The organism is Pseudomonas cichorii (genome assembly GCF_015471405.1).
In the GTDB taxonomy this organism is placed as follows: domain Bacteria; phylum Pseudomonadota; class Gammaproteobacteria; order Pseudomonadales; family Pseudomonadaceae; genus Aquipseudomonas; species Aquipseudomonas serbiensis.
On sequence record NZ_BLVZ01000016.1, the window covers coordinates 1 to 14,130 of the forward strand.

The 14,130-nt window shown below is 55.1% G+C and carries 10 protein-coding genes and 1 pseudogene; 10 read left to right on the forward strand and 1 reads right to left on the reverse strand.

Annotated features, from left to right (window positions below; genetic code table 11):
• Window positions 1–1,448 (reverse strand): annotated as a pseudogene (locus JL015_RS22405) (RHS repeat protein); the annotation flags it as partial.
• A 370-nt stretch (window positions 1,449–1,818) separates the two neighbouring features.
• Between JL015_RS22405 and JL015_RS22410 the strand changes: the two are divergent.
• The 10 genes from JL015_RS22410 to JL015_RS22455 all read left to right on the forward strand — a co-directional run bounded on the left by JL015_RS22410 (window position 1,819) and on the right by JL015_RS22455 (window position 14,063).
• On the forward strand, window positions 1,819–2,223 hold the full coding sequence (locus JL015_RS22410; RefSeq protein WP_025258708.1) for a hypothetical protein: 405 nt from the start codon (window positions 1,819–1,821) through the stop codon (window positions 2,221–2,223).
• Window positions 2,224–2,560: 337 nt separating this feature from the next.
• Complete coding sequence (locus tag JL015_RS22415; protein WP_025258707.1) at window positions 2,561–3,007, forward strand: hypothetical protein; 447 nt, start codon at window positions 2,561–2,563, stop codon at window positions 3,005–3,007.
• A gap of 130 nt (window positions 3,008–3,137) precedes the next feature.
• A complete protein-coding gene (locus JL015_RS22420; protein WP_095067213.1) occupies window positions 3,138–3,602 on the forward strand; it encodes a multidrug transporter in 465 nt (154 codons plus the stop codon).
• Between the two features lie 10 nt (window positions 3,603–3,612).
• Window positions 3,613–4,437 carry an SDR family oxidoreductase gene (locus tag JL015_RS22425; RefSeq protein WP_201019995.1) on the forward strand — a complete coding sequence of 275 codons (825 nt, stop codon included), beginning with the start codon at window positions 3,613–3,615 and terminating at the stop codon, window positions 4,435–4,437.
• Window positions 4,438–4,899: 462 nt separating this feature from the next.
• Window positions 4,900–5,415: an Hcp family type VI secretion system effector gene (locus JL015_RS22430; protein ID WP_025258081.1), complete on the forward strand. Its 516-nt coding sequence runs from the start codon at window positions 4,900–4,902 to the stop codon at window positions 5,413–5,415.
• A 79-nt stretch (window positions 5,416–5,494) separates the two neighbouring features.
• The gene (gene tssI, locus JL015_RS22435) at window positions 5,495–7,540 is read left to right on the forward strand and encodes a type VI secretion system Vgr family protein (RefSeq protein ID WP_201019996.1); all 2,046 of its coding nucleotides are present in this window, start codon (window positions 5,495–5,497) and stop codon (window positions 7,538–7,540) included.
• On the forward strand, window positions 7,533–8,432 hold the full coding sequence (locus tag JL015_RS22440; protein ID WP_201019997.1) for a DUF4123 domain-containing protein: 900 nt from the start codon (window positions 7,533–7,535) through the stop codon (window positions 8,430–8,432). Before tssI ends, JL015_RS22440 begins: the two co-directional genes overlap by 8 nt.
• Window positions 8,429–11,749 carry a toxin VasX gene (locus tag JL015_RS22445; RefSeq protein ID WP_201019998.1) on the forward strand — a complete coding sequence of 1,107 codons (3,321 nt, stop codon included), beginning with the start codon at window positions 8,429–8,431 and terminating at the stop codon, window positions 11,747–11,749. Before JL015_RS22440 ends, JL015_RS22445 begins: the two co-directional genes overlap by 4 nt.
• A gap of 32 nt (window positions 11,750–11,781) precedes the next feature.
• The gene (locus JL015_RS22450; protein ID WP_374063462.1) at window positions 11,782–12,864 is read left to right on the forward strand and encodes a DUF6708 domain-containing protein; all 1,083 of its coding nucleotides are present in this window, start codon (window positions 11,782–11,784) and stop codon (window positions 12,862–12,864) included.
• A gap of 500 nt (window positions 12,865–13,364) precedes the next feature.
• Window positions 13,365–14,063, forward strand: a complete 699-nt coding sequence (locus JL015_RS22455; RefSeq protein ID WP_307726274.1) for a DUF6708 domain-containing protein — start codon at window positions 13,365–13,367, stop codon at window positions 14,061–14,063.
• Window positions 14,064–14,130: the final 67 nt, after the last annotated feature.

A 14,130-nucleotide genomic window follows, 5' to 3' on the forward strand; every position in this document is an offset into this window, starting at 1 on the left:
CGTAGGCGTTGGCCGCTGGCGTCGTAGATATAGCGCTCGCTGTCGTCGACGCCGGACTCGCGCACAACCGGCCTTACCTCCTGCAACTGGTTACGAAGGTCCCAGCTCAGGGTTTGCCCCGCTTGCAATGCCAGCAGGTTGCCGTTGCCATCAAAAGCTGCGGCGATGTCTTCTTCGCTGGGCGGTTGGTTATTGATCACTGGCAGGCTGCGATTGCTATGCAAAGCGGTCACCAGAGTCCGGGAATGATTTTGCGACCCGACATGAGTCAACTGCTTCAGATTGCCACCCGCATCGTAATCGTAGGTCTGCGTGTAATTGGCCAGTTGTGCGGGGTCTGCTGGGCTCTGAAAATCTGCAAAGACGGGGCCGTGATTGACCGTCGCCAGCTCTCGCCCCGTGGCTTCTGTCAGTTGATACAGCGTGTCGTATTGATACGTTGAAACCGGCTCTATGCGCTGATTGGCGAAGTACCGGATCGGCTGGGCACGATCTTCGATGCGGATGACATTACCCGTCGGGTCGTAGTCGTAAGCCAGGCCCTGCAATAACTCACCGGCGCTGCGTATCGCTTTCAACTCAAGCAGCCAGCCGTCTTCATCACCATACCGAGCAGTGGTGATTACGCCATTACCTGCCGTTTCCGACTCCACACGGCCTTGAGCGTCGTAGAGAATCTCATTGACCAGTATCTGCTCAGGCTGCCCGCTGAGTTGCAAATGGCAGGAGTGCAACTCACCTGCCACCGTTTGGGCAAAGCGCTGAACATTCCCCTGCGCATCGGTTTGCCCGATGACCTCGCCGAGCGGGTTATAGGCCCAGCTCGTGGTCGCGCCGCTACCGGATTCCAGCAAGGCGTCGCGCTCTGACAGCGATTCGGGCCAGTCGGGGCCGGTGAAGTCCTTGAGAAAATGCTGCGTCTGCTCGATCACTGCGCCGGTCAGGCCAAACTCGATATTAGAACACGTGCCTGCCGGGTCGTCGTGACGAATCAACTGGCCGCACTGGTTGTGGGGAACTGAATCAACATCGCCATACGCCAGACGCTCAATGCAGCGGTCATTTTCAAAAACACCTGTTGGTCTGAGCAGTTCATCATATTCCACACGCCGGACAGTGCCTCGACTGTCCCAGGCTTGCAGCACTTCGCTACTTTCGCTCAGCAACGAAACCCGCCAACCGGCATCGACGCTTTCGCTGGCCAGCACTTGAGCACTGAGGGAATGAACATTGACGAGATTGGCTGGCGCGCCTTCTTCCCAGAGCCTGGGATCGTGGCTGCCAATCGGCCGGCCAGCCGGATCAAAGAGCGAGCGATTGATACGCAAGGCAGGCGCATCATTGGCTTGCTTGCGGTACCAGGCCACGGAGCGCACAGACAGACGCCGCGGATCAACGACCGCGAGCGTCGGTGTGTCTCGATGTAGATCTGCGGATAAGCCATCCATGGCGTGAACCTCTGCCAGTCACTGCATGAAGGCTAGTTCAGCGGTTGCCAGCGCAGAGAAAGTTTCGGATAGGTGGAGTTTTAGGCGGCAAGCTATAAGCCTCAAGTTTCAAGCAACTTACTCACGTGCTGCCCGAAATTACAATCTGTAACTTATTTCTCAAAAAACCTTACGCCTTGAAACCATTAATTCTATACATATCCGTCTGTCGCCTCCTGTAACAAATAACAGTAGACATATTCTTCAAGACACTCTTAACCTTGTTCAAACATCATGACATGGAAGTAACATCTGGCCATCAAATAGACACCTACCACCCCGCATTAAAAACCCATATACCCTTTATAAATTTATTTCAGGATGAAATTAAATGAGCACTACCAAAAGCAAATCAGACGTTATAAACCTGCAAATCCAACTGAGTGACGCCACTCCCTCCGAGGCTATCACGGTGCCTTATGTACGCGAGGCAAACGAAACTTCAGAACTGGATGTCAGCATTGCAAACAGAGGGTTCACTCTGGTACTTCCGGCCTTCAAGGAAGAGATCTTTGATGAGCTGATCATGACTTTTTCCACACTGGACTATAGCGCTAATATCAACTCGAACTTGATTACGTTCAAATCAGGGGAGGCCTCGATTGATACCGTGACAAAAGACCAAATCACCGGCACGTTCAAGCGCGGAGACAAAGCCAGGATCCGGGTGTTTCTCAGGGTCTATGGTGACATCTGGATGGCCGGTAAAGACTCCATCGAGTACAACATCGTTTAAATGCTGCCGCGTGAATAGTTAACAGGTCAGGAATCCTTCGGGCTATCTAGCCACTCACCCCTGCAATGGGTAAAAGCCTGGCCCGGACAAGTGGCAGGTAAGCGTCAAGTTTCAAGCTATAAGCCTCAAGCCAATTGCGAACTTGTAGCTTGTAGCTTGTAGCCACACATACTCCCCCACTCGTCGCCCCATGTCATAAGCCTCGGCAAACAGGCTTGACTGAAAGTTACCGGGCTTGCTTAAGCCTCTCGACACGAGAGTAGCGATAAGACAGCACGTAATTACCAATCGATATAACACACCTATAAAAACACTCTATCTTTCAGGACAGTCAAAAATGAGCAGCGAAGGCATAGACGTTACTGGCGTAACGGTCGAGATCAACACCCCCGAAAATCCATCTGAAACCACACAATTCACAATACCGTTGAGTGACGGGGCCGTCTCCGAGTCTGTCACACAGCCCTATATACGCGAAGCAAACGAGCGCGCAGAACTGAGCGCCCTCATCGCCAACAAAGGGTTCACGCTTGTACTACCGGGCTTCGAGGACGGGGCATTCCATGAAGTGTTGATGACATTCTCCACCCCGGACAACAGTGGCAAAATCATCTCGACCCGGCTCAACCTTGAACAGGGAAAAGATTCGATTGATGCCGTCAAACAGAACGAAATCCTCAAGGCGTTCAAGCCTGGCGACAAGGCCAGGATTCAGGTCTTTCTCAGCATAACGCCTGATATCTGGGTGGCGGGCAAAGAGTCCATCGAGTACAGCATTGTCTAGGCTGCGACCTGAAGAATTAACCTCGACACAACAGGGACAGGCAGAATATCCCGTCATTCATGACTGCCATTGGTAAAGCCCACCTGCCTTTCGGTACGATGCCAGCTTCCATGCTGACGAGATGCACATCATGCTGATTGGTATTGTGCTTATCCTGACCTGGCTCATCCTGCTGCTGCGCTATCCGGCAAAGGCCTTGCCGGTATCACTGGCGGCTGCCGCAGGCCTGGGGGTAGTCGCTACCGTCGTGATCTGGCAGGACAGCCGCGAAGCGCGTCAACTGGAGCGCCTGGGGTTGCGTCTGGATTACGCGCCGCAACAATGCCCGGCAGGCAAACCCTTGCTGGTGCTCATCGACAATACCAACACGGTTCCCCTGCGCGAACTACGCTGGCGCGTGGCGGCCTATGCACCCGGCGATACCGTGAACCTCGCTGAAGATGCCTACACTGCACCGCATTACAGTGGCCCCGGTGTATTGCAGCCGGGCAGTCAGTGGCAGGACTGCCTGCCGTTGCCGCCGTTGCGGCCGGGCTATCGCCCACAAAGCCTGGAGTTTCGTCCCGAACATCTACAAGGCAGCTTCTCGGATTAAGGAAAACCAAATGCCCACAGCACTTATCACCGGCTGCTCAAGCGGCATTGGCCGGGCTCTGGCGGACGCTTTCAAAAACGCGGGCTATCAAGTCTGGGCCACGGCGCGCAAGGCTGAAGACGTCGCCAGCCTAAACGCTGCCGGTTTCAGCGCCGTGCAACTGGACGTCAACGACAGCGCCGCCCTTGAACGTCTGGCCACCGACCTTGAACAACAAGGCGTCGGGCTGGATGTGTTGATCAACAACGCCGGTTATGGCGCCATGGGGCCACTGCTCGACGGTGGCGTCGAAGCCATGCAACGGCAATTCGAGACCAATGTGTTTTCGGTGGTCGGCGTCACCCGAGCACTGTTTCCAGCCTTGCGGCGCAGCAAGGGGCTGGTGGTGAATATCGGCAGCGTCTCGGGGGTGCTGGTCACGCCATTTGCCGGCGCCTACTGCGCATCCAAGGCAGCGGTACATGCACTGAGCGATGCCTTGCGTCTGGAACTGGCACCGTTTTCGATTCAGGTCATGGAAGTGCAGCCCGGCGCCATCGCCTCAAGCTTCGCGAAAAACGCCACTCATGAAGCCGAGCAACTGATCAGCGAACAATCCCCATGGTGGCCCATCCGCGAAGGCATTCGCGCCAGAGCCAAAGCCTCCCAGGACAACCCGACACCCGCTACCGACTTCGCCCGGGAACTGCTCAAGGCCATCCAGCAGACAAACCCGCCCCGCCTGCTGCGCCTGGGCAACGGCTCGCGGGTCTTGCCGCTGATGTCATGGCTGCTGCCCAAAGGGTTATTGGAGGGAGGGTTGAGGAAGCGCTTCGGGTTGGACAAGGTGTTGTGAACTCGCGTACGGGCTGCCCCCTTCTCCCTCGAACCAACTCTCCCATGACTCGCCAGCGGGCGTGATAATTCTCAAAGGGATATACAGAACAGATCTCGATTTCTCGTACAACCGAGTGGTTTTTTCGCGCAGGAATTGACTCCCACGACGAGACATGCCACATAGCCATTATGCGCAAGAAGTTGCGCACTTTTTTGTGCATATCCTGTGGATAGACCTCTACAACCCTTGTAATTAAAAGCTCACAGACGAGTGCGCAAGAAGTTGCGCACCACTGCGCAACTTCTTGCGCACTTTTAAGGGGTTTTCCATGTGAAAATCATGAAAACCCGACAACAAAACACTTATCTATCTGATTTATATAGTAAATATATTATCTGGCACGAAGCTTGATCTGTAATCGCCACCCACCTGGCGAATTCGCCTCCCGGGACACTCAATGTTTCAGCAAGGAGAGCACCCATGGCTACACCCGCGTACATGTCCATCACTGGCGAAAAACAAGGCCTGATCACTGCCGGCGCATTCACCGCCGACTCCGTGGGCAACACCTTTCAGGAAGGCCACGAAGACGAAGTAATGGTCCAGGCTTTCCATCACGACGTGATCATCCCGCGTGACCCTCAGTCCGGCCAGCCTACCGGCCAGCGCGTTCACAAACCTGTGAAAATCACCAAAGTGTTCGACAAGTCCTCGCCTCTGCTGCAAGCGGCACTGACTTCCGGCGAGCGCCTGAGCAAAGTCGAAATCAAATGGTTCCGCACCTCCGCTCAAGGTACTCAAGAGCACTACTACACCACCGTTCTGGAAGACGCCATCCTCGTCAGCTCCAAGGACTACATGCACAACTGCCAGGACCCTGCGAACGCTCATTTCACGCACCTGGAAGACATCGAAATGACCTACCGCAAAATCACCTGGACCCACGAAGTGTCCGGTACTTCGGGCTCCGATGACTGGCGCTCGCCTGTCGCCTGATAACGGCTGACGCTTCAAGCATCGACCAGCTTCTGCTGGTCGATGTTGTTTACGCTCTTCCAGAATTGAGGAACAAGGGATGTTCGCGCCGGCCAATCAGACTCACTTCAGCCTGACCATAGAAGGACTCAACAGCGACCTTCAGGTCCTGTCCCTCACCGGCCGGGAAGCCATCAGCCAACCGTTCGTGTTCGACGTCGAACTGGTCAGTGAGCAGCCGTCCCTGGACCTCGAAACGCTCCTGCACAAACCTGCCTTCCTGCAACTTTCGCCTGACGGCAGTGGCATTCATGGCCAGATCTATCGCGCCGCCCAGGGTGACTCCGGCAAACGCCTGACCCGCTACTCGGTGACCCTGCGCCCGCAGCTGTCCTACCTGGCGCACCGCATCAACCAACGTATCTTCCAGAACCTCAGCGTGCCGAAAATCATCGCCCAGGTCCTTGAAGAACATGGCATCCAGAGCAACGCCTACGCATTCACAGTCGGGTCGGTTTATCCCGAGCGCATCTACTGCGTTCAATACGATGAATCGGACCTGCACTTCATCCAGCGCCTGTGCGAGGAAGAAGGGATTCACTACCACTTCCAGCACAGCAGCACGGGCCACAAGCTGGTGTTCGGCGATGACCAGACGGTGTTCCCGAAACTCGCACCCGTGGCCTATCAGCAAGACTCCGGCATGGTCGCCAACGACCCGGTGATCAAGCGCTTCGACATGCGCCTGGAGACTCGCACCAGCCGCACCACCCGCCGCGACTACGACTTTGAAAAACCACGCCTGACGCTGGAAAGCGAAAACCGTGGCGACGCCCTGCCCGACCTTGAAGACTACGACTATCCGGGCCGTTTCGTGGACCGCGAGCGTGGCAAGCACCTGGCCAGGCGCGCCCTTGAAAGGCATCGCAGCGACTACCAGCTCGCCGAAGGCAAAAGCGATCAGCCGCTGCTGGTCAGCGGCCACTTCCTTGCCCTGACCCAACACCCCAAGGCCAAATGGAACGACCTGTGGCTGCTGACGGAAATCTTCCACGAAGGCAAACAGCCGCAAGTGCTGGAGGAGTCGGTCAGCAGTGACACGACGACGCTCAAGGACGACTTCCATCAGGGCTATCGCAACCGTTTCCAGGCCACGCCCTGGGACGTGCCGAACCGCCCGCCGCTGAGCCACCCCAAGCCGCGCATCCTCGGCAGCCAGAGCGCCGTGGTCACCGGGCCGAAAGGTGAAGAGATCCACTGCGACCAATACGGCCGCGTCAAAGTCCAGTTCCATTGGGACCGCGAAGGCCAGGCCGACGACAAGACCAGTTGCTGGCTGCGCGTCTCCTCCGCCTGGGCCGGCGCCCAATACGGCGGCATCGCCATCCCGCGCATCGGCATGGAAGTGCTCGTCACCTTCCTGGAAGGCGACCCCGACCAACCGCTGATCACCGGCTGCCTGTTCCACAAGGAAAACGTCGTCCCCTATGAGTTGCCTGCGAACAAGACCCGCAGCACCTTCAAGACCCTCAGCTCACCGGGCGGTGGCGGCTACAACGAGCTGCGCATCGAAGACAAGAAAGGCCAGGAACAGATCTACCTCCACGCCCAGCGCGACTGGGACGAGAACATCGAGAACGATCAGAAGATCCGTGTCGGCAACGAGCGCCATGACACCGTCGAGCAGAACAGCTACAGCGAGTTCAAGGCTGAGGAGCATCACACGGTCTATGCAGACCGGAAGGTCGAGACGAAGGCGAATGACCATTTAACGGTGGCCGTTAATCAGCACATCAAGATAGGCACCGGCCAGTTCATCAATGCAGGCCAGGAAATCCACGTCAGCAGCGGCATGAAACTCGTGCTCGAAGCCGGCAGCGAACTGACCCTGAAAGCCGGTGGCAGCTTCATCAAGATCGACGCCAGCGGCGTGACAATGAGCGGGCCGGTGATCAACGTCAATGCTGGTGGTAGCCCGGGCAGCGGGACGGGTGCAGCGCCGTTGTTGCCGGGGCCGTTGAAGCAGGCGGATGCGGATAAGGCTGGGAAACTGCTGGTCCCGGCGCAGCGTCAGGCATTGATGCAGAAGAAGCCGATTTGTGCGGTATGCGAAGCTGCCAAGCTGGAGGCACAACAAGATGCTTAAGTCCGAATGGGCGCTAGAGCATGGCCTGCCCAAAAACCTGCCATGGAATGGCACGGTCGGTTTGCTTCTGGATGGTGTCAGCATCGAAAAGCTTCCACAGCATCTTTATCAATGGTCGGATAACCCAGTGTTTGAGCCGCTCTTTCTGGGTACACAGTGGGCCGAACTGGGTGATATTTCTCCTTGCCTCGTCCAGATAAAAACCCAGAACAATCCGATCCTGATGCAATTCCTGAGCGCAGCGCCCAAGGAATGGGGCTACCTTGTTTTCAGCGATCAACCTTGGGACAGCATGCTCACGCACTTACGCTGGCTTACCAGCGTGATGCATCCGCAGGGCGAAGAAGTGCTATTGCGTATAGCCGACCCAGCCGTAATGCATGCGTTGCTCGCACATGCCAACAACAGCAAGGATCCGATGCTGTTCGGCCCTTGTGCACAGGTCGTCACCGCCGATGCAGCGCTGGGTTGCTGGCATGTAGACCTGCGACCAGGCAAGGCTCTGGAGCCCGACCGCAGCAAGCTCTACCGCTTGAGCGACGATCAACTGAGCCAACTGGATGAAGTGAACTTTCGCAGCATCGTCCTCCGGCTCGATGAACACATGCACGAATACTTCCCGTCCTATCAGGCTCAAATGACGCCCCTGCAACGCTGGGAACATCTGCATACCCTGGCGTCGACTTCTTATGACCGAGGCTTCAACACCGAACTCGACATCACCCTCTACGCCAACATTCACGGGTTCCTTGGTGAACGAGCGCTGGAAGATCATCCAGACCTCGATGCAATTCTCAAGACCCCATCGGAACAAACGCCCGCTCAGCGACTCGAACGGGTCGCTGATATTGCACAGGAACGGGCTGAAGCCTTCAACAGGAGCCAAGGATGACCACGCCAACATCGGCCGGCAAAAGCCCGAACAACGTCGCAAAGAGCCGGGACGATGGCAAATGCGCCATGGGCGGCTGCCCCCTGATGAAAGCCAAGATTCAGCTCATCCCTCTGCGCTACGGCCTCGTCGAACGACTCGACCCGTCCAGCGAACTGGCAATGCCTTACAAAACCACTTCACGTCCATTGGGCATTCGCCTGATCCGCGACGGCTGGCTCTACGTCATCGTCGACAAGAAGCCTCAAGTCATCCTTCATGAATACCGGATTCAAGATGGCATCGTGACCCAATTGTTGTGGAACAAAAGCGAGGTCAGCGCCGATAAACGCACAAGCAACGTAGGCGAAGCCGCGCTGGTCTTCCCGCGCTCGGACACTCTCTATGTCAACTACTCCGAAGTGCAATGGACTGCCGCCAAATGCGCGCAGGTCATCAAGCACAAATCCGAGCGTGAGCACTTCATGCAGAAGGTCAGTCTTGCCAAGGCCGACCCGGAGAAAGGTGCAGCCAACCTGCTGACACCCAAGCAGGCAGAAAAGTGGGTAGCGGAGATTGCAGAACAGCCAAGCAAGACACCCGCGGTCGCAGGTGCCAAACCCGAGGAAAGCAAGGACTACCTCTGGGAGCAAGCGACTCAATTCAAGAAGACTCAACTCGGTGTACTGAAAAAGCAGGTCAAGGCCGAATACGAGCAGGACCACTTGTATCTGGTTCTGGAAGATGACATTGGCGTGCTGCGCGATCTTGCCGAACATCAGGATCTGGTCTCGGGCTGGATAAGTGACTGGAGTAATTCGCAGGAGACGCAGAAGAAATATGTCATGGGTTGCTACATCGAAACCCTGTACACCGTGACCGGCGACAACATTCTCAAGGCGTCGCAGAGCGATCCGCGCTTTGACAAGCTCAAGGATGAAACGAACGCCGAGCAACGGCAAACCATCGCTGATTACGTCAACCATAAAAACCAACAGAAGTTTGCCAATTTATGGTCAACACCGGTAAGCGTTGCCAGAGCAAAGATACGGATGCGAGAAAGCCTGGGGGCGCTCTATCCCAAGTACGAGGATCTGATCGAAACCATTGATGACAATGCCGAAGAGGCACTTGAAGGTGCAAAGATGGGTCAACAAGGCATCAATGACCTGGTTAACCGAACGCCCATGGAAGCATTCATCAAGGAACAACAAGCCCATCTGGAGCGTTGGAACAAACAGCTGGATTTGATCACCAAAGATCGCATCAAGCTGGTGACCGAGGAACGCTTCCACCGCTCAGCCTGGTATTTCGATCCAAAGCCTCAAGGACAACTGCATGAACTTCTGGCAACTGAGTATGCAGCTCTCAAGGATATCTGCCGGACCGACAGCGCCACTGAAAAACTTGCCAAACTGATTGAGCAAAAACCCGGACTTTCCTTGCCCGCGTTTATCACACTGAGCCAGGCTGACCAGAAAGACTTGCATGCAAAGCTTATGTCATTCATTAAGTCCCTGCGTGACACCCTCATGGTCAAAAACGATTATGCCGGTGCACAGCAGCTTAGCGGCAAGTTTGGCAATCTGCTGGCCGAGCATCTGCCAAACTCCCTGCAGCTTACCGATACCGACATAATGCTCGGCCAGCTACGTGATACCACTTACGATCCAGCGAAACAGTTACGCCTGGCAGGTGCACTCGATGATGCAATGCAGAGTTTGCGCAGTGGTCAGCCGTTCGACCCATCAAAAGTACTGCGCAATATTCCAGGGGCCTCCTGGATAAATATTTTGCAGGCCTTCAATAAAACCGGAATAACGCTTCAGTTCTCCTCGGCCAGCCAGGTCAAGAAATTCAATGAGGATGTCGCAAAACTGACCGAGCTCCGTCAGAAAATGCGATCACTCAAAAATCAGATCAAACAGACCTTGGCCAAAGAACATAAAGGCCAGGCCCCCAAAGGCAGCTACAAACCACTGGCAGCTCAACGCAAGGCCCTGCAACAGGCTGTCTTGCCCCTTGAAGGAAGCGTTGCTCAGGCCATGAGTCCCGTCGGTGATGGAGCGGGCAAAGCGGGCTTCAAGATCGCCGGGCTTAACAATGCCCAGTTGCTTGAGTTCGAGAGAATGGCGGCCGACTATCGGCTCAATCGTCCGTTCAAGGGAGTCAGCAGCGATATTTTCAAGCCTGTAGGGGGGGATTTATTTGCTTCGGCGGCGGCGGTTTTACAGATTATTAACTTTGTTACTGTTTCTAGCGAGCTCCTCAAGAAAAAGGAAGTAGACGCCTCCGATAAATTGAGTTTTCTAAATGCTCTTTTTTCAATGATCGGTGGAACTTTTGCAGCAGCACAAGGTATTGCAATCACAGGCCTTACGGTCGCCATTGGTAATTACGCAAGCAGGGCTGCTCAAATCAAAATGGCGGCGAGATTAGGAAAACTTACTGGTGGCTTGGGGCTCACGGCTTACCTTTCTAGCGCTGCCGCAGCTGGCTTCAGCATCGCGGGTGAAAAAGGGTCCTACGCACGCTGGTCAGAAGCATTGCGATCAGGTAACGGAGCGACATTAGCAGGAGCAAGCATGACTCTGGCCGGGGACTCCGGACAAGTGGTTGTCAATGGTTGGGCTGCAGCCAGAACCGCCCAATATTCCTACGGCGCAGTGACAAGTGTTACCCAGGCACGTGCGCTTGCTTGGGTGACAGCAGGTGGAAAACTGCTGAGCGTCGCCGCCCGTGCCAACTTGATTGGTCTGGTGCTCACAGGTCTCCAACTCGGTGGAGAATGGCTGTATAACCGCAACAATAAAACCAAGCTTGATAAATGGTTGCTGGAAAGCACGTGGGGTAAACAGAGCAAAAATCGAAACTTGTCTGAAGAGCGTCTCTCGCTTGCCGAGATTACCTCCTCGCCAACGGTCTCGCTAGAACACATCAATAACAAGCCCATGCTCATCGTGCGCTTTCCCGGTATAACAGCCAAAGAACTCAACGACGTGAACTTCGGCCTCAGCGCCTATTTTCTGCAAAATAGTCAACGCAATGACTGGGAAGCCTGGAGCGAACCGTTTCTGTACCAACTCGATCTGCTGAGTGCTCCCGACGCCCCGCTCAAATTAGGTCTGGAAATATTCCAGAACCAGGCCAATGCACAGCATGGTCTGGCTATTGTCTTGAAGTATCACCCGGTTCCCGGCGATACGGCTTACCGGGAGAAACGTTTTGAAACCACGTCGCTGGGTGGAAAGGATAACAAGCTGCTTTCAGAGGTTACCGTATTGAGGACTCGCACCACTGATGCTCCATGGCTACTGGTGAACAGCGATGTTCTATAGCCATCCCACTCGCCTACTACCTGGTTGAATCTATGTCTTCCAAACCCGATCAAAACGACGAACTTGACCTGAAACACAACTGCCCCAAGGCGGGTGAAATACGTCGTTTTGCCACCGGCGAAAGTGTGTTTCTTTCACCACTCCCCGTGCCTACCGGACACCCCCCAATGGATCTCGGGGGAAGTTTTCTTGAGGTCAATGACGTTTACTTAGACATGGGAAGTAGCAATCAAGGCAAGTCTTATCAGGCTCGACTGTGTGTAATGATGCCTATGTTTATGCTTATCGTATGCCTTATTGTGGCTCCTGTTTTAGCAGGTTTCGGAACATTTTTTAATCCGTTTGGGAGGACGTTCTGGTATTACTTCAGTGATTTCTTTGTATTCGGATTATGGTGTTCACTTTGGACAGGAGGTGCAGCAGCACTCATTGGTACATACGCCGTCGTCAGCACCACACTCGCTAAAGCCCGTACTCGACCGATACGCTTCAACCGTCAGCGCCGGGAAGTCTGCTATTTTCCGGACGGCTCCAATGAACCGGTCATTCAGCCTTGGGAAGACACCGTAGCATGGGTTTCGGTCAGCACCGGTTTTACCGGGGTGGGCGTGATGAGCAGTTACACCTTTGGCATGGCTATCGACGATCCGAAAAATGACAAGGTGCATTTTCTTCGGCAAGTCGTCATGACACCGATTCACGGGCTGGCTAAATGGGAAGCCATTCGCGTGTATATGGAAAAAGGCCCGGACTTCTGCCCCGGTAAGGCTACGCACGAAGGAGCACATACCTTCGATAAAGAACGCGAAGATATGCGCGAGGAATACCAACATAAAGAACGCTCCGCGTTAGGCGTTGGCTGGTGGTATTTAACTCATATCGTCACCCTGTGGCGCGTGCCGTACTGGATCGCCGCATGGGACCAGCGCTACACCATGAAAGCCCTGCCCGACTCCATTGCCGACTGGTCAAAACCGCTGCCCCCTGAACAATGGGCCACACCAAGCCCGGCCCTCAAACAGCAAAGCGCAGACCTCGAAAAAGCCTTTGCTCAGGGGCAGGATTTCATGACGTATTTCAAGGCCGACCTGAGCAATAACACCACAACCGCGTAGGAGCGACTTCAGTCGCGAATACTCTATACCAGACGCAGGTGATGGGCCGGGTTCACCGGCCTCTTCGCGAATAAATTCACTCCTACGGTGCCTGCACATTTTGGTTGAAACCTATGCCCTCCAACCCAACACCGCACGACGAACTGGACCTGAAACACAACTGCCCCAAGGCGGGTGAAATACGTCGTTTTGCCACGGGCGAAAGTCTTTTCCTGTCCCCTCTCCCGGTGCCTACCGGACAAATGCCCATGGACTTGGGGGGAAGTTTTCTAGAGGTTAATGACGTCTATCTGGATGTAGGCAGTAGCAACCAAGGCAAAGCGTTTCAAGCTCGAATAGCTGTGATGCTACCGATGTTGGCAATCATCGTATGCCTTTTCCTACTACCCGTTTCAATGGGGATTTTTGGAGAGCTCTTTAATCCATACGGAAGGAACTTCTGGTATTACTTCAGTAAGCTCTTTGCATATGGATTATGGCTTTCACTTTTGGGTGGAGGCATGGGTGCCCTCATCGGTCTTTACGCCGTCGTCAGTACAACCCGAACCAAAGCCCGTACTCGCCCGATACGCTTCAATCGTCAACGCAGGGAAGTCTGTTACTTCCCGGACGGCTCGGACAAACCCGTCATTCAACCCTGGGAAGACACCGTAGCCTGGGTATCGGTCAGCACCGGTTTTACCGGGGTTGGCGTCATGAGCACTTATACCTTCGGCATGGCCATCGACGATCCGGTGGGTGACAAGGTGCACTTTCTGAGGCAGGGCGTCCCCACGCCTCTGCATGGATTGGCCAAGTGGGAAGCCATTCGCGTCTACATGGAAAAAGGCCCGGACTTTTGCCCCGGCAAGGCCACCCACGAAGGGCCGCATACTTTCGATAAAGAACGTCAGGACATGCGCGAGGAATACCAGCACAAGGAACGCTCCGCGCTGGGCGTTGGTTGGTGGTATTTGAGCCATGTCGTCACATGGTGGCGTTTCCCGTACTGGGTCGCCGCATGGGACCAGCGCTACACCATGAAAGCCCTGCCCGACTCCATTGCCGACTGGTCAAAACCGCTGCCCCCTGAACAATGGGCCACACCAAGCCCGGCCCTCAAACAGCAAAGCGCAGACCTCGAAAAAGCCTTTGCTCAGGGGCAGGATTTCATGACGTATTTCAAGGCCGACCTGAGCAATAACACCACAACCGCGTAGGAGCGACTTCAGTCGCGAATACTCTATACCAGACGCAGGTGATAGGCCGGGTTCACCGGCCTCTTCG